Raw genomic sequence first — 17,878 nt, 5'->3', positions numbered from 1 at the left:
ATGACCCTTGAGCCGCGCCCGAAGCGCTATCCGCCGCCGGAGTTTCCGCCGCGGCGGGCGAAGCTGTTCGCGAAGACGCCTCCGGCGGTGTTTCCGTCGATCCTGGGGCTTCTGGGCCTGGTCGCCGCCTTGCGGCTGGGACTGGGGCGGATGGGTTGGGACATGGGGCCGGCGGACCTTGCGGCTGGGCTGGTGGTGGCGCTTTGGGCTTTTGCCGCAGTGGCTTACGCCGGGAAGATCGCGCGGCGGCCCGGGGTGGTGATGGAGGATCTGCGGGTCCTGCCGGGGCGATCCGGGCTGGCGGCGCTGACCATGGGCGGGATGGCGGGGGCGGGGCTGATGACAAGCTACAGCCCGTCGGTGGCCTCGGTTCTGCTTGTGCTTTCGCTGGCGTGCCACGCGGTACTGGCGCTTGCTTTGGTGCGGCTTCTGCGCAGCCTGCCACCGGAAAGCCGGGCGGTGAACCCGACGCTGCATCTGAGTCTCGTCGGTTTCATCGTCGCGGCGGGACCGGCCCTCGCGCTGGGGTGGCCGTTGCTGGCCGAGGCGCTGTTCTGGGCGGTCATTCCGGTCGCGGTGGCGATCTGGGGACTGAGCCTGAAACAGTTCGCGGGAGCAGTGCCGCCTGCGCCGCTGCGGCCCCTGCTGGCGATCCATCTGGCCCCGGCGGCACTGCTGGCGCTGGTGGCGGGACTGCTGGGCAAGCCGGTGCTAGCGGCGCTGTTTCTGGGGCTGGGGACGGTTTACGGGCTCCTCCTGCTGACGGGGGGACGCTGGGTGACGCAATCCGGTCTGACGCCGCTTTGGGGGGCCTTCACCTTTCCGCTGGCGGCCCTGGCAAGTGCCATGCTGGTGGCAGGCGGCGGCTGGCTTTGGCCGGGGCTGGCACTCACGGCGGCCGGACTGGTGGTGATCCCGGCGATTGCCTGGTGGGTGCTGAAACGCTGGCCGGGTGGCAGGCTGGCCGCGGTCACCAACGCCGCGGAAGCCTGAGACGCGCGACGCCGCACCCGGAGCAGGCGGTTTCGAAATGGAGCGCTGACGCGCAAGGCTTTTGTCTCGCCTTCCGCGCGCGAAGGGCGCGCAGAAGGCTCGGACGTGCCTCCGGCGGGGATATTTGGACAAAGATGAAGGGCGGGATCAGAGGATGAGGCTGACCCAGGCGCGGGCGAGGACAAGGCCGTGGCTGTCGGCTTCGGCGCCGCGGGTGGTGGCGATGCCGGGGTGCGCGGTGGTCCAGCCGGGCTGCATCCGTTCGGTGAGGTCGGGGAAGGTCCGGGTCCAGTCCCGGACCACGCTGCGGCTGGCTTCGAAATGGAACTGGGTGCCATAGGTCGCGCGGCCGATGCGGAAGGCCTGGTGATGGGCCGTAGCACTGTGGGCCAGATGGACCGACCCTTCCGGCAGCGTGAAGGTATCGGAGTGCCACTGGAAGATCGGGAAGGTGTCAGGCACCTGCGACAGGACGGGATCGGCGCGGCCCGCCTCGGTGAGGGTGACGTCGACCCAGCCGAACTCGGGCGCGGTGCCGAGGTGGTTTTCGGCACCGAAGGCGCGGGCGAGAAGCTGGGAGCCGAGGCAGATGCCAAGGACGGGTTTGCCGGCCTGGGTATAGGCGGCCATCAGGTCGGCCAGGGCGGGCAGGTAGGGATGGGTGTGGTCGTCGGTCGCGGATTGCTCGCCGCCGAAGACGACCAGCGCGTCGCTTTCGTCGGTCGTGGGCAGCGCATTGTCGGACCAGGGTTTCCACAGGTCGATCAGCGCGGCCTCTTCGTGCAGCGCGACGCCGACCTGGCCGTGGTGGGTGATCCGGGTATTCTCGACGATGGCGACGCGCATGGGGTCCTCGGGCTTTGGTGCCAATCTGCATGGGGCGGCGGCGGGCGCAAGGGTGGAGCGATGGGCCCGCATTGGAAGGGTGCGGGACGCCCCCGGTTGCCGCAGTTGGCAGGGGCCCGGCGGGTCTTTTTTCCCTTGCGTCCCAAGGCGGGCCGTGAAAAGGGGAACCGCCAAACGAGGCTTGCTCCCGGAGGGAAAACCCATGGAGATTCGTGAGGCTCTCACCTTTGATGACGTGCTTTTGGTGCCCGCAGCATCGAGCGTCCTGCCGTCGGATGCCGATACCGCGACCTTCGTGACCAAGGCGATCCGGATGAACATCCCGCTCTTGTCGAGCGCGATGGATACGGTGACCGAAGGCCGGATGGCGATCGCGATGGCGCAGGCGGGCGGGATCGGGGTGATCCACCGCAACCTCGACCCTGAAACCCAGGCGCGCGAAGTGCGGCGGGTGAAGCGGTTCGAGTCGGGTGTGGTCTATCAGCCGATCACGCTGACGCCCGACCAGACGATGGCCGACGCGAAGGCGCTGATGGAACGCTATTCGATCACCGGCTTTCCGGTGGTGGACGAGGCGGGCCGGGTCTTGGGGATCGTGACCAACCGGGACATGCGCTTTGCCTCGGACGACAAGACCCCGGTGCGGGTGATGATGTCCTCCGAGAACCTGGCCATGCTGCGCGAACCCATCGACCGGGCCGAGGCGATCAGCCTGATGAAGGCGCGGCGGATCGAGAAGCTTCTGGTGACGGATGGGTCGGGCAAGCTGACGGGACTGCTGACCTTGAAGGACACCGAGAAGTCGGTCCTGAACCCGCAGGCCTGCAAGGACGAGTTGGGGCGGCTGCGGGTCGCGGCGGCGTCCACGGTCGGCGATGCGGGCTTCGAGCGGTCGCAGGCCCTGATCGACGCTGGCGTGGACCTGGTGGTGATCGATACCGCGCACGGGCATTCCGAGGGCGTGGCCCGGGCGGTCGAGCGGATCAAGCGGCTGTCGAACACTGTGCAGGTGGTGGCGGGCAACGTTGCCACGGGCGAGGCGACACGGGCGCTGATCGGCGCGGGCGCGGATGCGGTGAAGGTCGGCATCGGGCCTGGCAGCATCTGCACGACGCGGATCGTGGCAGGGGTCGGGGTGCCTCAGTTGACCGCGATCATGGATTCGGCGCGGGCTGCGGGGGATATCCCGGTGATCGCGGACGGCGGGATCAAGTATTCCGGCGATTTCGCCAAGGCGATTGCCGCCGGGGCGTCCTGTGCGATGGTCGGCTCGGCGATTGCGGGGACGGACGAATCTCCGGGCGAGGTGATCTTGTGGAATGGGCGGTCGTTCAAGGCCTACCGCGGCATGGGCAGCCTTGGCGCGATGGCGCGCGGCTCGGCGGACCGGTATTTCCAGAAGGATGCGGCGTCCGACAAGCTGGTGCCCGAGGGGATCGAGGGTCAGGTGCCCTACAAGGGATCCGCGGCGGCGGTCATTCATCAGATGGTTGGCGGCCTGCGCGCGGCGATGGGCTACACCGGCTGTGCAACCGTGGCCGAAATGCGGTCACAGTGCCAGTTCGTGCGGATCACCGGTGCGGGGCTGAAGGAGAGCCACGTGCATGACGTGCAGATCACGCGGGAAAGCCCGAACTACCGGGTCGGCTGACCGGCAACCTGGGCGACAAGCTGCAGGAGGCGGGCGGACCGGGGTGCAAGTGCGGGCTGGTCCCTGACCTCGGGGCTGCACCGGACGGCGGCCAGATCGCGGTCCAGGCGGGCGATCCATGCTGCGGCCGCGGCTTTGTCGTCGCCGGGGGCATTCAGGTCGAAACGGCTGGCCGGATCGGCGACCAGGGCGCGCAGGTGGGCGTCGAAGGCCTGGAGGTCTTCGGCCGGCCAGGCGGGATGACCTGCGGCTTCGAGGCGGGGATGAAGCGTCTTCCAGATTGACGTGAGGGCGGCGAGGGCGGCTTCGGTCCGGGGGCGGGCGCGTTCGACCATCAGGGATTCGAAGGCGAAGGGGGTTTCCGCCCAGTTCCGCTGCTCGGGCGGGCCTGCGACATGGTTTTCGAAGCAAATCTCGCCAGCGCGGTCCACGATGGCGACGCGGTCGAAGGTCAGGTCCTGTTCGATGCGGTCCAGCACGGCGGGCCAGCGCAGGGCGGTTTCGCGAACCATGGGCCAGCCGATCCGCATCGCGTTTGTCTCACCCGCGTCAAGGGCTGCCAAGCTTCGGCCCAGGGCGCCAAGCCAGCTTTCCTCGACCGGGGTGGCAAGCACCAGACATTCGACCCCGTAGCCCAGTTGGCGGAGCGCAATCGCGAGACGCTCGATATTGCCGGGAATGGCGCGTTCCCACAGGATGTGCGCGCGCTGCGCTACGGCGTGGTCGGCAAGGAGCTGGCAGTGGGTGGCGCAATGGGTTCGGCCGTAGGCCTCGCGTACTGACGTCGCGACTGGGTTGGCTACATCGAGCCAGTCAAGGCTTGCGACAAGGGCGTCGGGTTCGATCCGTTGCGTGCGCTCGGGACCGAGTTCAGCCAGAAGCCGGTGGAGCGTGGTGGTCTTGCCGGCGCCCTGGTGGCCGGTGACGAAGATGCACCGGGGGACAGCATTTCCGCCACCCGCGACCGCGAAAGCGGGATGGATGCGGTCAAGATAGACCGCATCCCAATCCGGTTCCTCAGCCAATTGGCTCGATACGCAGACGACGGCCGTCGGCGTCGCGACGGCCTTCTGTTACGGGATGCCCCAAGGCACTTAGCAGCTAGTGCAGGTCGGCTGCACAGGCTCGTCATCATCGCCGGACGAAATCAGCAGCCCGATGGCAACCACCGCGAGAAGCGGGATGAGGATGTTGGAGGCCGGGCGTTCCGCCACGACCTCGGTGTCTTCAAGCAGCACCGGACCTCCGGCGAAGGCGGGGGCGGCGAGTGCGGCGACAAGTGTCGCGGTCAGGGTCTTGTTCACCAGAAAACTCCATATCCGAACATATGCATGGAGAATGATGTTATGAGCCTTTGTCTGTCAACGGCGCGACGCCGATCCTTGCTGCGGCGTGGCACAAATGCCGGACCCGCAGGTCTTTCCGGCTTGCCGGGGCGTGCAAAACGAAGGATCACGCAGTCTTGGCGGCATGGTGGTGACCAGATGACTCCCTCGGCAAGACTGGCGGCGGCAATCGGCGTCCTCGACCGCGTTCTGACGGGCGAGCCTGCGGAAAAGGCGCTGACCAATTGGGGGCGGGCCAGCCGCTTTGCGGGGTCCGGCGACCGGGCCGCGGTGCGCGACCTTGTATATGATGCGCTGCGGCAGCGGGTTTCGGCGGCGGCGCTGGGGGGTGGGCTTACCGGACGCGGCCTTGTGCTGGGCCTGATGCGGGTGGCAGGGCAGGAGGTGCTGTTCACCGGCGAGGGCCATGCCCCGGCGATCCCGACGGCCGAGGATGCCGGGCGTGAGCCCACCGCAGAAGAGCGGCTTGATGTGCCGGACTGGCTTTTGCCGGAGCTGCGGGAAAGCCTTGGTCCGCGTTTCGAGGCGGTGGCCGAGGCGATGCGGTCGCGCGCGCCGGTGTTCCTGCGGGTGAACCTCCGGCGAACCGACGTAGCCGGCGCCCTGGCGGCTTTGGCGGCGGAGGGAATTGCGGCGCAACCCCATCCACTGGCCGCGACGGCTTTGGAGGTCACCGAGAACGCCCGCAAGATCCACGCGTCGGAGGCCTATCGCACGGGGCTGGTCGAATTGCAGGATGCCTCGTCGCAGGCGGTGGTCGCGGCGCTGCCGCTGATCGACGGAATGAAGGTGCTGGACCATTGCGCGGGCGGCGGCGGCAAGACCCTGGCAATGGCGGCACAGGCACGGCTGAAACTTCTGGCGCATGACGTGAACCCCGGTCGCATGGCCGATCTGCCGGTGCGGGCCGAGCGGGCCGGCGTGAAGGTTGCGGTGATCGGCAGCCCCGAGACGCAGGCCCCCTATGACCTGGTGCTGGTCGATGCGCCGTGCTCTGGCTCGGGCAGCTGGCGGCGCGATCCCGAGGGCAAGTGGCGGCTGACCGGGCAGACGCTGGACCGATTGCAGGCGACACAGGCGGCGATCCTGGATCAGGTCGCGCCGATGCTGCGCGGCAAAGGCTGGCTGGCCTATGCCACCTGCTCGCTTCTGCACCGGGAGAATCGGGGGCAGGTTGATGCGTTCCTTGCGCGCCATGAGGGCTGGCGGTTGCAGCGCGACCACGCTTTCACACCGTTGGAGGGCGGCGACGGCTTCTACCTTGCACTTCTACAGAGAAGTTGACATCCCGAATGCAACCTGAGCTTGCTGCCCGCTCAAGTTAACAGTGGATTAACCTTGTCCGGCGATGGTTTCACCTGGCTGGCAATCAGGTCGGTATCTGTCGGGGGTTGGTTTGACGAGTGGGGTGCAAGGAGAGCGCGTCGGGCGGACTGTGCTGCTGACGGTGGCAGGGTCGGGATTGGTCCTGATCCTTGTCTGGGCGCTGGCCCTGCGCGACACCGGCCCGATCGGTCTTTTGCCGGGACTGGTGCTGCTGGCGCTGGCGCTTGGGCTGGCCGCGAGGGACCGTTTGCGACAGCGGCGGGTCGAGGATCAGAACCTGCTGGCCTTTCAGTTGATGGCCGATGATCCGGCCCCCTGCTTTCTGACTGACGCCCAAGGCCGGATGATCCTGCGCAACGCTGCCGCCGAAACCCGGTTCGGGGCGGAGGTGACCGACCTTCACCGGGCGCTTGAGCGGCACGTCCTCAGCCCCGGAGAGCTGCTTTTGCGCCTGCAGGCTGCGGCCGATGCAACCGGCTCGGCGCGCGAGGATCTGCCCGGACATGGCCAGGTCCTGCGCCTGACCGTGCACCGCGCCAGCGCCGATCGCTTCTTCTGGCGCGCGGACGAAGTGGATCTGGCGGGGGATGGGCAGCTGCCCGACCGGGGCGAGCGCGCGCCGGCGGTCGCGGTTGGCGGCGATCTTGAGGAAGTGCCGGTCGCGATCATGACCTTCGGCCCCGACGGGGTAATGCGGATCGCCAACCATGCCGCGCGCGAGCTGATGTGGAAGGGCGATATCCGGGCGGCGATGTTCCACGACCTGTTCGAGGGGTTGGGGCGGCCGGTGTCCGAATGGCTGGCCGATGTGGCGGCAGGGCAGCATCCGGGCGGCTCGGAAGTGCTGCGGGTTCGTGGCGAGGAAGAGCGGTTCCTGCAGATCACCCTGCGCCGCTACGTTGATGGCGGGCGGCCAGGGGGACTGGCGATCCTGAACGATGCGACGCGGCTGAAGACTATGGAAGCGCAGTTCGCGCAAAGCCAGAAGATGCAGGCGATCGGCCAGCTGGCGGGGGGCATCGCGCATGATTTCAACAACCTTCTGACTGCGATTTCTGGTCATTGCGACCTTTTGCTCTTGCGCCACGGTCGGGAGGACAGTGATTTCGCGGACCTGGAACAGATCCGGCAGAACGCCAACCGGGCAGCGTCGCTGGTGGGGCAGTTGCTGGCGTTTTCCCGCAAGCAGACGCTGAACCCCGAAGTGCTTGACCTTGAGGATGTGCTGGCGGACCTGACGCATCTTCTGAACCGGCTGATGGTTGACAAGGTGGAACTGTCGCTGGGCCATCCGGGCCGCGAGGTTGGCAAGGTGCTGGGCAAGATCCGCGCGGACAAGCGGCAGATCGAGCAGGTGCTGATCAATCTGGTGGTCAATGCGCGCGATGCGATGCCGAACGGTGGCAGCATCCGGATCGAGACCGAGCCCGTCACACTGACTGAGGACATGCAGCGCGACCGGGCCACCGTTCCGGCGGGTGACTACACGGTGATCCGGGTGATCGACCGCGGGATCGGCATTCCTGAACACCAGTTGCGGCAGATCTTCGAGCCGTTTTTCACCACCAAACGCGTCGGTGAGGGAACCGGGCTGGGCCTGTCGATGGCCTACGGCATCGTCAAGCAGTCGGGCGGGTTCATCTTCGTCGATTCGGTGGTGGGCGAAGGCACTGCATTCTCGCTGCTGTTCCCGGTCTACGAGGGCGAGGAACAGGCTCCGGCGACCGAGATGAAGCGGCTGGTGGCCAAGCAGGGAGAGGGCGTGATCCTCTTGGTCGAGGACGAGGCCTCGGTCCGCGCCTTCGCCAGCCGGGCGCTGACCCTGCGCGGCTACACGGTGCTGGAGGCCGCAAATGCCGAGGAGGCGCTGGCGAAGCTGGACGACAAGACGCTTCACGTCGATCTCTTCGTAACCGACGTGGTGATGCCGGGAATGGACGGCCCGGCCTGGGTCCGGCGCGCGCATCTGGATCGGCCGGGCGTGAAGGTGGTCTTCATGTCCGGTTACGCCGAGGACGGGTTGGCCGAGGACCAGGCCCGGGTGCCGAATTCGGTTTTCCTGCCGAAGCCGTTTTCGCTGAACGACCTGACGAACACGGTGCAGGGGCTGTTGAGCTGAGTGCCTCCGAGACCACCGGGACCAAATTTCTTGCGGAAGAAATTTGACAAATTCCTTGCTTAAGGAATTTGGGTCCCGGCGGAACCGACCGGCCCTAGCCGCGCAGAAGCCTTGCCACGGCGGGGGCGAAATAGGTCAGGATGCCGTCGCAGCCCGCGCGCTTGAAGGCCATCAGACTTTCGACCATCGCCTTCTCGCCGTCAATCCAGCCGTTCTGCGCCGCCGCCTGGATCATCGCGTATTCGCCCGAGACCTGGTAGGCGAAGGTGGGGGCCCCGAAGGTCTCCTTCACGCGCAGGCAGATGTCGAGATAGGGCATCCCCGGCTTGACCATCACCATGTCCGCGCCTTCGGCCAGATCGCGGGCGACCAGTCGGATCGCCTCGTCGGAATTGGCGGGGTTCATCTGGTAGGTCTTCTTGTCGCCCTTCAGCGCCCCCGACGCCCCCACGGCATCGCGGAACGGGCCGTAGAAGGCGCTGGCGTATTTCGCGGCATAGGAGAGGATCGACGTGTCCTTGTGACCCGCCGCCTCCAGTGCGGCCCGCATCGCGCCGATCCGGCCGTCCATCATGTCCGACGGCCCCAGGATGTCGGCCCCCGCATCGGCCTGGGCCAGTGCCATCCGGACCAGCGCCTCGACCGTCTCGTCGTTCAGGATGATCCCGTCGACCACCAGCCCGTCATGACCATGCGCATTGTAGGGGTCCAGCGCCACGTCGGTCATCACGGCGATGTCGGGCACCTGCGCCTTGATGGCGCGAATTGCCCGGTTCGTAAGGTTCTCGGGGTTCCAGGCCTCTTCGCAGGTCGCCGTCTTCAGCGAGGGGTCGGTGTAGGGAAAAAGGCAGATCGCCGGGATGCCCAGATCGCAGGCTTCGGCTGCGGCTTCGACCACAAGGTCGAGCGAACGCCGCTCGACCCCGGGCATCGAGGCCACCGGCTGGCGCTGGTTCACCCCGTCGCACAGGAACACCGGCCAGATCAGGTCACCTGCCGTCAGCGTGTTTTCCTGCACCAGCGACCGAAGGGCGGGGCTCCGCCGCAGGCGCCGGAACCGGCCCAGAGGGTAGGGCGCTTGGGTGGGTTGCATGGCTGGCTCCTTCCTGCCCGATCAAGGGGCTTGCGGCTTTCCCTTCTGCCTGACATGGAAAGAGAGCCGCCTCAAGTTATCTATGCGTGGCACGGTGATAGACGAAGGAGACCGGACGGTTGGATGTCCTGGATACGGCGCTGGAAGTCATCGACCTGAGGTCGTTTTCCAATTTGTGGTACTGGATCGCCCTAGCGGCCCTGTGGTCTTCGGTCAGCCACTGGGTGCTGGGCGTGCCGCACGACTTGATCCAGCGCGCCCGGCGCGAGGGTGGACAGGCGCAGGCCGATGTCGAGGACCTGGTGCGGATCAACATCAATCGGCTGCTGAACATCGTCGACAGCGGCGCGATGCTGATGGTGGCGCTTTCGGCGTTCTGGCTGACGGCTTTGATCGTCCTTGGCTTCTGGTACGACATCGAGTTTGCGCAAGCCGTCGTTCTTCTGTTCGCGCCGCTGCTGCTGGTCGTCTTCTTCAGCGTACGCGCGAGCAGGCGGATCGTCGCCGAGGCGGCAACGGGCGAGGCACTTTTTCGCAGGCTTACCATTCATCGTCGGGTGGTCCAGGTGATCGGGATGCTGGCAATCACCGTCACCGCCTTCTATGGCACCTGGCAGAACATCAGCGTGTCGATCCTCAACTGAGCGGGCCGCAACTGCCCCTGACACTTCGGAACCGATGACAGCCGAACGCATCTTGATGGGCGGTGCGCCCGAGGGCTTCGATGCCCGGATATTGGTCCGCGAATTGTCGCGAGGCCAGCCCGTGGTGCATGTCGCGCGCGATGACAAGCGGGCCGAGGCGATGCGCGCCGCGCTGGCGGTGATGGCTCCCGAGGTTGCGGTGCTGGACTTTCCCGCCTGGGATTGCCTGCCCTACGACCGGGTCAGCCCCAATCCCGAGATCTCGGCCCGGCGCATGGCGACCCTGGCCCTTCTGGCCGACGGATTGCGCGGGCCATTCGTCCTTTTGACGACGCTGAACGCGGCCACCCAGAAGGTCCCGACGCGCGAGGTGGTGCGAGCGGCATCCTTCCGCGCGGATGTCGGTAGCCGGGTGGACGAGCAACGGCTGAAGGGCTTCCTGGCGCGGATGGGGTTCACGCCGGTTTCCACCGTGGCCGAGCCTGGCGATTACGCGTTGCGGGGCGGAATCATCGACATCTTCCCGCCGGGCCCGCGGGGGCCGATCCGGCTGGACTTCTTCGGCGACGTTCTGGACGGAGCTCGGCGGTTTGATCCCGAGACCCAGCGGACAACGGAAAAACTGAAAAGGGTCGAATTTTCCGCCGTTTCCGAGGTGATTCTCGACGAGGCTGCGATCGCGCGGTTCCGGCAGAACTATCGGATCAGCTTTGGAGCGGCGGGGACCGACGACCCGCTCTATGAAGCCGTCAGCGCCGGCCGGAAGCACCAGGGGATGGAGCATTGGCTCCCCTTCTTCCATGAGCGGCTGGAGACGCTGTTCGATTACCTGCCGGGTGCGTACGTCCTTCTGGACGACCAGGTGACGGCTGCCCGGCTGTCGCGGTGGGACGGCATCGCGGACAGCTACGATTCGCGGCACGAGGCGATGGGGGCGAAGGGGCGGATCGATTCCGTCTACAAGCCGGTGCCGGCCGAGGAGTTGTATCTGGACGACGCGGGCTGGGAGGCGGCGCTGGTCGCATCGCGCCTGGTGCAGTTGTCGCCCTTGCAGCAAAGCCCGGGTCCGGGCGTTCTGGACGCGGGCGCGCGGGCCGGACGGAACTTCGCACCCGAACGCCAGCAAGAGAAGATCAATCTTTTCGGTGCTTTGGCCGATCATGTTCAGGCACTTACGAAGACCGGGCAGGTGATCATCGCGTCCTGGTCGGACGGTGCGCGGGAGCGGTTGAAGGGTCTTCTGGTCGACAACGGCGTGACCGGGGCGAAGGAAATCACCGATTTCCGCGACATCCCCGAGGGCAAGGGCGGGTTGTTCCTGGTGGTCTGGCCGCTGGAGGCGGGGTTCGTGGCCCCCGGCCTTGCGGTGATCTCGGAACAGGACGTGCTGGGCGAACGGTTGGTCGGCAAGCCGCGCCGGAAGCGGAAGGCCGACAACTTCCTGCGCGAGGTCGACACGCTGAGCGTAGGCGACCTGGTGGTACATGTCGAACATGGCGTGGGGCGTTATCTGGGGATCGAGACGATCACGGCGTTGGGTGCCCCTCATGCCTGTGTAATGCTGGAATATGCCGAAAATTCCAAGCTTTACCTGCCCGTCGAGAACATCGAGCTTCTTAGCCGCTACGGGCATGAGGAAGGCTTGCTGGACCGGCTGGGCGGCGGGGCGTGGCAGGCGAAGAAGGCCAAGCTCAAGGAGCGCATCAAGGAGATTGCCGACCGGCTGATGCGGGTCGCGGCGGAACGCGCCTTGCGCCACGCGCCGGTTCTGGAGGCTCCACATTCGATCTGGGAGGCCTTTGCGGCGCGGTTCCCCTATCAGGAGACCGACGATCAGCTGACGGCGATTGCCGACGTGGTGGCGGACCTGGAAAAGGGTTCGCCGATGGACCGGCTGGTGGTGGGCGATGTGGGCTTCGGCAAGACCGAGGTCGCGATGCGGGCGGCTTTCGTGGCGGCGCTGTCGGGGATGCAGGTGGCGGTAATCTGTCCGACGACGCTGCTCGCCCGCCAGCACTACCGCAGCTTTGCCGAGCGGTTTCGTGGATTTCCAATTTCAGTCAAGCCCTTGTCTCGGTTTGTTTCGACGAAGGAGGCCAATGCGACGCGGGCGGCGATGGCGGATGGGTCGGTGGACATCGTCGTCGGAACGCACGCGCTGCTGGCGAAGGGGATCACCTTCAAGAAGCTGGGCCTTTTGGTCATCGACGAAGAGCAGCACTTTGGCGTGACGCACAAGGAGCGGCTGAAGGAGATGCGGTCGGAGGTGCATGTGCTGACGCTGACCGCGACGCCGATCCCGCGCACCCTGCAGCTGTCGTTGACCGGGGTGCGTGACCTGTCGATCATTGCGACGCCCCCGGTCGACCGGCTGGCGATCCGGACCTACGTTTCCGAATTCGATACAATCACCATCCGCGAGGCAATCCTGCGGGAGAGGTTCCGGGGTGGGCAGACGTTCTATGTCGTGCCGCGGATTTCCGATCTGCCGGAGATCGAGGACTTCCTGAAGACCCAGGTTCCGGAAGCCTCCTATGTCATCGCCCACGGGCAGCTGGCGGCCGGTGATCTGGATGACCGGATGAACCAGTTCTACGACGGCAAGTATGACGTGCTGGTCGCCACGTCGATTGTTGAAAGCGGGCTGGATATTCCCACCGCGAACACGATGATTGTCCACCGTGCGGATATGTTCGGGCTGTCTCAACTGTATCAGATCAGGGGACGGGTGGGCCGGTCGAAGACGCGGGCCTATTGTTACCTGACGACGAAGCCCCGTGCGCCGTTGACGCCGCAAGCCACGAAGCGGCTGCGGTTGCTGGGGAGCCTCGACAGTCTTGGGGCGGGGTTCAACCTTGCCTCCCACGACCTGGACCTGCGCGGGGCGGGGAACCTGCTGGGCGAGGAGCAGTCGGGGCACATCAAGGAAGTCGGCTACGAACTTTACCAGCACATGCTGGAGGAAACGATCGCCAGAATCAAATCGGGCGAGTTGCAGGGACTTTCCAGCATTGACGACGACTGGTCGCCGCAGCTGAACCTTGGTGTTCCGGTCATGATCCCCGAGACGTACATCCCCGATCTCGACATCCGGCTGGGGCTTTACCGGCGGCTGTCCAGCTTGACGACGAAGGTCGAGCTTGAAGGGTTTGCGGCCGAGCTGATCGACCGGTTCGGACCGCTGCCGAAGGAGGTCAACACGCTGATGCTGATCGTCCGGATAAAGGCGATGTGCAAGCGGGCGGGGATATCGAAGCTGGACGCGGGGCCGAAGGGGGCGACGATCCAGTTCCACAACGACAAGTTCGCCAATCCGGCGGGGCTGGTGGATTTCCTGAAGGCCCAGGGGCCTGCCGCGCGGGTCAACGGCAACAAGATAGTGCTGAACGGCGAGATGAAGACCGAAGCCGACCGGATCAAGGGCGCGTTCAACATCGCGCGTGATCTGGCGGAAGTGGTTAAGGCGGGCCGGAAGGGCTAGGCCCGCGGCTCGCCCAGGGTCTTCAGCGACAGGATCAGGCAGAGCGCCACAAGGACGGTGACGCAGAGCAGAAGCGGCGTCGAGGTGCCGTCGAAAGCAAGGCCCACGGGGATGGCGAGGATCACAGAACCCACGGTGGCGGCCGAAGCAATCACCGAGGCGGCAAGGCCGGCAATGCGGCCAGCCGGCTCCATCGCAAGGGCGTTCAGGTTGCCCATCGTGAGGCCCATCATCGAGAAAATGCCAATGCACCAAAGCATTTGCATCGCAAAGCTGAGGTTGCCCTGCAGAAGTACGCTGCCAAGGGTCGCCAGCGCGATCAGCGACAGGATCAGCACGCCCGCATAGGTGCGGGTGACGACGCGCCGCATGCCCAGCGACATCACGATGCGGCTGTTCAGCAGGCTTCCGGACATCGAGGCGACGGCAATGAGGGCGAACCAGAGGGGAAAACTCTCGGCCCGGTCGAACTGGCGTTCGAAGATGCCTTGCAGCGAGGAAAGCGTGGCGAACAGGGCGGCGAGGGTCAGGGTCTGCAACAGGGTGGAAACCAGAACGATGCGGAGGGTGAAAAGCTCTTTGGTGCCCGCCCAGAGGTCGCCAAGGTGAAGCGGGCGGCGCTTGTCCAAGGGCAGGGTTTCGGGCTGGCGAAGACCGAGCCAAAGCATGCAGAGACCGGAAAAGAGGATGTAGGCAAGGAAGATCGAGTGCCAGCCGCCCAAGGCGATGATCCCCTGGCCCATCAGGGGGGCCAAGGCTGGGACGATGGTGAAGATCATCATGACAAAGGACATGATCTTGGCCATCTCGCGGCCCGAATAAAGGTCGCGCACCATCGCGATCGCCACAGTGCGCGGGGCGGCGGCGGCAAGGCCCTGAAGGAGACGGGCGGCGAGAAGGATTTCAAGGCTGGGCGCGAAATAGCAGGCAAGGGCCGCCAGGGCGTAAAGGCCGGAACCGACGAGGATCACGCGCTTGCGGCCGAAGGCGTCCGAGAGGGGACCGGTGAACAGCGTCCCGATGCCCATGCCGAGGACGAAGCTGGTCACGACGAGTTGGGCCGCGTTCGGAGCGTCGGGCGAGAGGGTGGCTGCAATCTCGGGCAGGGCGGGCAGCATCGCGTCGATCGAGATCGCGATGGTGGCGAAAAGCATGGCGACAAGCGCCACGAACTCGGTCTGCGAGGGGCGGGTCTGGGTCACTTAGGCCTGGCCGGTCAGTTCGGCGATGACCTTGTCCCAGGTCTCGACCGGCTGCGCGCCGGAGACGACGTATTGCTGGGCAATAAGGAAGGTCGGGACGGCGGTCACACCCTTCTGGCGCGCATCCTGGTCGCGGGCGAGGATGTCGTCTGCGTCCGCCTGGGATTGCAGGAGACGCAAGGTGGCCCCGCGGTCCATCCCGTTTTCGGCGGCGATGTCGGCGAGGATGGCGTGGTCTCCGATGTCGCGGCCCTCGACCCAGTAGGCGCGCATCAGGGCGGTGACGACTGCGGAGTGCACGGCCTCGATCCCGGCCCAGTGGATCAGGCGGTGGGCATCCAGCGTGTTCGGCATCCGCTGCGGCTTGTCCGGGTCCATCTCGACGCCTGCCGCGCGGGCAGACTCGCGCAGCCGTTCGTGGACGGCGTCGACGCGCGCCTTGCCGCCGAATTTCTGTTCCAGGTAGGCGCGTTTGGCGACACCTTCGGCCGGCATGTCGGGGTTGAGCTGGAACGGATGCCACTGGATCGCGAAGGGATGGTCAGGGTGCTGTGCAAGCGCGCGATCAAGGTTGGCCTTGCCGACATAGCACCAGGGGCAGACCGGATCGGAGAAGATGTCCAGGCGGATCGGTGCGGGGATCATTCGGGTCTCCTGTAGTGGGCGGCCAGCGCCTTGCGGATCAGCTTGCCGGTGCCGGTTCGGGGCAGGGCGTCAAGGCGCTGGTAGTGCCTTGGCTGTTTCCAGCGGGCAAGGGTCTTTTCGGCGCATTCCTGCAGGGTCGGGACGGCGATTTCGCAGGGGGCTTCGTAGAAGAGCGCCAGGATCGTCGTTCCCGGAGCGGGTTCCACCTGGGTCGCGGCGCAACCGGTGAGGGGCAGGTCGTGAAAGGCGGCCTCGATCTCGGCGGGCGAAACGCGAAAGCCGCCGGCGTTCAGAAGATCATCCTTGCGGCCAAGGTGGGTAACGGCGCCGTCGTCCGCCATCACGGCTGCATCGCCGGTGCGGAACCATTGGCCCTGCGGCGGCGGGTGGCCGAGATAGTGGCGCATGAGGCCGGGGTCGGCGGTGGCGACGGCAAGCTCTCCTGCCGCGCCACGCGGGACAGGGTTCCCCGCGTCATCAAGGACCGCGATGTGGCGGCCGGGTTGCGGGTAGCCCGACGTGCCCAAAGGCGCGGGCCGGCTGGGGGAACCGGAGAGGTAGGTCGAAACTTCAGACATCCCGAGGGCCTCGTGGAGGTCGGTTTCCGAGCACTCGCGCCACTGGGTGCGGAGGGATCGGGGAAGCGCCTCACCGGCGGAGAGGCCGTGGCGGAGGTGGGGCATGGGCGGCATTTCGGTCCGCAGCAGCTGGCGGTAGATGCCGGGGGCGGCGGCAAGGATGGTGGCCTGGCTGCGCGCCATCAGGGCGGGCAACTGGCTGGCCGGGGTACCACTTGCCGGGATCAGCGCCGTGGCGCCGAGGGTCCAGGGGTCCAGAAGACCGGTGCCCAGGGTGTAGGTCCAGTTGAGCGCTCCCGCATGGAGCAAGCGGTCGGTCTCGGTCAGGCCTTCCCAGTGCTGGTGCATGGTCTGGCGGGCAAGGATGGCGCGGTGGGCGTGGCTGACGGCCATCGGGCTGCCCGAAGTGCCTGAGGTGAAGATGACATAGGCCTCGCGGTTCGGGTCGCCGAGGTGGAGGGAGGCCGGGGCGAGGGTGGACCAGCGGGCGAGGTCGGGGGTGAGGAGCGGAGCCGGGTGGTCGGGGAGGCGGATGCCCGGCTCGGCGGCGACGAGGCTGGGCTGGACGAGCGCGGCAAGTTTGGTGATCTCGGCCACCGTCAGGGCGGCGGAGGTCGGGACGGGAACGAGGCCGGCCCAGATAGCCCCCAGATAGAGGACGGGAAAGGCGAGGGTGTTGCCGAAACGGAGGAGGATGCGGTCTCCGGGGCCAAGGCCCAGGGCAAGGAGCGCGGTGGCGCAGCCTTGGGTCAGGCGGAGGAGGTCGGCGTAGGTGAGCGTTTCGTCACTTTCGGCGTGAAGAATGGTCAGGGCGGGTTTCTGCAGGCGGTTGGCGCGGGCCAGGACATGACCGGCGAGGTTGAAGGCCGGGGGCGCGGTGGGAAAGGGGCGGGTGTCGATTTCGGAGAGCATCCGCAAGGGGTAGGAGGCCCGCGCGGCAGTTGCAAGCGCAGGGCGGCTGCACTATCCGGGGATCATGGCCCTGACCGACCCGAAAAGCATGATCCGCGTTGCGCGCGAGGCCAAGAACGGCCCGGGCGGCGAGGTCTCTGTCGAGCCACTGAACCTGGGTGAGCGGGTGCGGGAACTGCGCCGATCGCTGGGCTGGACGCTGGAGGAGGCGGCCAACCGGGCGGGACTGGCGCGGTCCACCCTGTCCAAGATCGAGAACGGGCAGATGAGCCCGACCTATGATGCGCTGAAAAAGCTGGCCGGTGGGCTGGCGATTTCCGTGCCGCAGCTTTTCACGCCGCCGTCGAAGCAGCAGGTCATGGGACGGATGGCGGTCACCAAGGCCGGCGAGGGGCAGTCCCAGGCGACTGTCACCTACGAGCACGAGCTTCTGGCAGAGCATCTGACCAAGAAGCAGATGCTGCCCTACCGTGCGGTGGTCCGGGCGCGGTCGCTGGAAGAGTTCGACGGCTGGGTCCGGCACGACGGCGAGGAGTTCCTGTATGTGCTGACCGGCGTGATCCGGCTTTACACCGAGTTCTACGAGCCGGTGGAGCTGCGCCGCGGCGACAGCGCCTATTACGACGCGGCGATGGGGCACAACGTGATCAGCCTGTCGGAAGAGGATGCGTCGCTTCTGTGGGTCACGTCTCTGGTCTGATCGGCGCGGGTGCCTATGCGACCTCGAACCAGGTCGACCATATCATGATGGGCGCACGCGGCCATTCGTCGACGCGGCGCTACCTGGGGTCCGTCTCGGCCCAGGTGGTGGCCGAGGCGCATTGCTCGGTCACGGTGATCAGGTTGCCGGAACGCGGGGCGAGCGAAACCGGGCCGGCTTTGGCAGGAGAAGCGGCCCCCGGTTAAGGGGCCGCGCCGTCAGAACGCGTCCTGCACCGTGCGTGCGCCGGCCGAGACATCCTCGCCCACGCCCGCGATGGTGTTGCAGCCAGCCAAGGCCGCCAGGACGGCCAGAAGTGCCAGTTTCTTCATTGCTCTTTGC

The 17,878-nt window shown here is 66.6% G+C and carries 16 protein-coding genes; 8 read left to right on the top strand and 8 right to left on the bottom strand.

Features of this window, described 5'->3' with window-relative positions; genetic code table 11:
* Positions 1-993 carry a tellurium resistance protein gene (locus Q0C42_RS17770; RefSeq protein ID WP_295079067.1) on the top strand — a complete coding sequence of 331 codons (993 nt, stop codon included), beginning with the start codon at positions 1-3 and terminating at the stop codon, positions 991-993.
* A 147-nt stretch (positions 994-1,140) separates the two neighbouring features.
* On the opposite strand, the gene Q0C42_RS17765 is transcribed toward Q0C42_RS17770, so the two are convergent.
* The gene (locus tag Q0C42_RS17765; RefSeq protein WP_295079064.1) at positions 1,141-1,839 is read right to left on the bottom strand and encodes a type 1 glutamine amidotransferase; all 699 of its coding nucleotides are present in this window, start codon (positions 1,837-1,839) and stop codon (positions 1,141-1,143) included.
* A gap of 202 nt (positions 1,840-2,041) precedes the next feature.
* Between Q0C42_RS17765 and guaB the strand changes: the two genes are divergently transcribed.
* Entirely contained in the window at positions 2,042-3,490 is a 1,449-nt protein-coding gene (gene guaB / locus Q0C42_RS17760) for an IMP dehydrogenase (protein WP_295079061.1), read from the top strand.
* Here guaB and Q0C42_RS17755 read toward each other — a convergent pair.
* Together Q0C42_RS17755 and Q0C42_RS17750 are read right to left on the bottom strand one after the other, a co-directional pair.
* Positions 3,475-4,515, bottom strand: a complete 1,041-nt coding sequence (locus tag Q0C42_RS17755) for a zeta toxin family protein (RefSeq protein ID WP_295079058.1) — start codon at positions 4,513-4,515, stop codon at positions 3,475-3,477. The two genes, guaB and Q0C42_RS17755, sit on opposite strands and share 16 nt — an antisense overlap.
* A 69-nt stretch (positions 4,516-4,584) precedes the next feature.
* Positions 4,585-4,794 (bottom strand): hypothetical protein, encoded by a 210-nt coding sequence (locus Q0C42_RS17750; protein WP_295079055.1) that lies wholly within the window; start codon positions 4,792-4,794, stop codon positions 4,585-4,587.
* Between the two features lie 180 nt (positions 4,795-4,974).
* Between Q0C42_RS17750 and Q0C42_RS17745 the strand changes: the two genes are divergently transcribed.
* Positions 4,975-6,120, top strand: coding sequence for an RsmB/NOP family class I SAM-dependent RNA methyltransferase (locus tag Q0C42_RS17745; protein WP_295079052.1), 1,146 nt, complete (start codon positions 4,975-4,977; stop codon positions 6,118-6,120).
* A gap of 64 nt (positions 6,121-6,184) precedes the next feature.
* The gene (locus tag Q0C42_RS17740; protein ID WP_295079049.1) at positions 6,185-8,281 is read left to right on the top strand and encodes an ATP-binding protein; all 2,097 of its coding nucleotides are present in this window, start codon (positions 6,185-6,187) and stop codon (positions 8,279-8,281) included.
* A 94-nt stretch (positions 8,282-8,375) separates the two neighbouring features.
* Here Q0C42_RS17740 and hemB read toward each other — a convergent pair whose 3' ends face one another.
* Positions 8,376-9,374 (bottom strand): porphobilinogen synthase, encoded by a 999-nt coding sequence (gene hemB / locus Q0C42_RS17735; RefSeq protein ID WP_295079046.1) that lies wholly within the window; start codon positions 9,372-9,374, stop codon positions 8,376-8,378.
* Between the two features lie 119 nt (positions 9,375-9,493).
* Here hemB and Q0C42_RS17730 point away from each other — a divergent pair, with 119 nt between their 5' ends.
* Together Q0C42_RS17730 and mfd are read left to right on the top strand one after the other, a co-directional pair.
* Positions 9,494-10,018 (top strand): component of SufBCD complex, encoded by a 525-nt coding sequence (locus Q0C42_RS17730; RefSeq protein WP_295079043.1) that lies wholly within the window; start codon positions 9,494-9,496, stop codon positions 10,016-10,018.
* A gap of 34 nt (positions 10,019-10,052) precedes the next feature.
* Positions 10,053-13,499, top strand: a complete 3,447-nt coding sequence (mfd, locus tag Q0C42_RS17725) for a transcription-repair coupling factor (protein ID WP_295079040.1) — start codon at positions 10,053-10,055, stop codon at positions 13,497-13,499.
* On the opposite strand, the gene Q0C42_RS17720 is transcribed toward mfd, so the two are convergent.
* From Q0C42_RS17720 to Q0C42_RS17710, 3 genes are read right to left on the bottom strand one after another with little or no spacing between them, the layout of a single operon-like run.
* Positions 13,496-14,701: a multidrug effflux MFS transporter gene (locus tag Q0C42_RS17720; RefSeq protein WP_367115747.1), complete on the bottom strand. Its 1,206-nt coding sequence runs from the start codon at positions 14,699-14,701 to the stop codon at positions 13,496-13,498. The genes mfd and Q0C42_RS17720 overlap by 4 nt on opposite strands.
* Positions 14,702-15,346, bottom strand: coding sequence for a DsbA family oxidoreductase (locus tag Q0C42_RS17715; RefSeq protein WP_295079037.1), 645 nt, complete (start codon positions 15,344-15,346; stop codon positions 14,702-14,704).
* Positions 15,343-16,836: a class I adenylate-forming enzyme family protein gene (locus tag Q0C42_RS17710; protein ID WP_295079034.1), complete on the bottom strand. Its 1,494-nt coding sequence runs from the start codon at positions 16,834-16,836 to the stop codon at positions 15,343-15,345. Before Q0C42_RS17710 ends, Q0C42_RS17715 begins: the two co-directional genes overlap by 4 nt.
* A gap of 64 nt (positions 16,837-16,900) precedes the next feature.
* Between Q0C42_RS17710 and Q0C42_RS17705 the strand changes: the two genes are divergently transcribed.
* Together Q0C42_RS17705 and Q0C42_RS17700 are read left to right on the top strand one after the other, a co-directional pair.
* Positions 16,901-17,536, top strand: a complete 636-nt coding sequence (locus Q0C42_RS17705; protein ID WP_295079031.1) for an XRE family transcriptional regulator — start codon at positions 16,901-16,903, stop codon at positions 17,534-17,536.
* A complete protein-coding gene (locus tag Q0C42_RS17700) occupies positions 17,515-17,742 on the top strand; it encodes a universal stress protein (protein WP_295079029.1) in 228 nt (75 codons plus the stop codon). The genes Q0C42_RS17705 and Q0C42_RS17700 overlap by 22 nt, the downstream gene beginning before the upstream one ends.
* 12 nt (positions 17,743-17,754) lie before the next feature.
* Here Q0C42_RS17700 and Q0C42_RS17695 read toward each other — a convergent pair whose 3' ends face one another.
* The gene (locus tag Q0C42_RS17695; RefSeq protein WP_295079026.1) at positions 17,755-17,868 is read right to left on the bottom strand and encodes an entericidin EcnA/B family protein; all 114 of its coding nucleotides are present in this window, start codon (positions 17,866-17,868) and stop codon (positions 17,755-17,757) included.
* Positions 17,869-17,878: the final 10 nt, after the last annotated feature.

The organism is Tabrizicola sp., assembly GCF_022842145.1.
Lineage (GTDB): Bacteria > Pseudomonadota > Alphaproteobacteria > Rhodobacterales > Rhodobacteraceae > Tabrizicola.
The sequence above is the reverse complement of the archived record's forward strand: the minus strand, read 5'-3'. Positions and strand labels throughout refer to the sequence as shown.

Excerpts from the sequence above, each read along its gene's own strand:
- Q0C42_RS17715 (WP_295079037.1), bottom strand. The coding sequence starts at position 15,346 with ATGATCCCCGCACCGATCCGCCTGGACATCTTCTCCGATCCGGTCTGC.
- Q0C42_RS17770 (WP_295079067.1), top strand. The coding sequence starts at position 1 with ATGACCCTTGAGCCGCGCCCGAAGCGCTATCCGCCGCCGGAGTTTCCG.
- Q0C42_RS17695 (WP_295079026.1), bottom strand. The coding sequence starts at position 17,868 with ATGAAGAAACTGGCACTTCTGGCCGTCCTGGCGGCCTTGGCTGGCTGC.
- Q0C42_RS17765 (WP_295079064.1), bottom strand. The coding sequence starts at position 1,839 with ATGCGCGTCGCCATCGTCGAGAATACCCGGATCACCCACCACGGCCAG.
- hemB (WP_295079046.1), bottom strand. The coding sequence starts at position 9,374 with ATGCAACCCACCCAAGCGCCCTACCCTCTGGGCCGGTTCCGGCGCCTG.
- Q0C42_RS17710 (WP_295079034.1), bottom strand. The coding sequence starts at position 16,836 with ATGCTCTCCGAAATCGACACCCGCCCCTTTCCCACCGCGCCCCCGGCC.
- guaB (WP_295079061.1), top strand. The coding sequence starts at position 2,042 with ATGGAGATTCGTGAGGCTCTCACCTTTGATGACGTGCTTTTGGTGCCC.
- Q0C42_RS17745 (WP_295079052.1), top strand. The coding sequence starts at position 4,975 with ATGACTCCCTCGGCAAGACTGGCGGCGGCAATCGGCGTCCTCGACCGC.
- mfd (WP_295079040.1), top strand. The coding sequence starts at position 10,053 with ATGACAGCCGAACGCATCTTGATGGGCGGTGCGCCCGAGGGCTTCGAT.
- Q0C42_RS17705 (WP_295079031.1), top strand. The coding sequence starts at position 16,901 with ATGGCCCTGACCGACCCGAAAAGCATGATCCGCGTTGCGCGCGAGGCC.
- Q0C42_RS17740 (WP_295079049.1), top strand. The coding sequence starts at position 6,185 with ATGGTTTCACCTGGCTGGCAATCAGGTCGGTATCTGTCGGGGGTTGGT.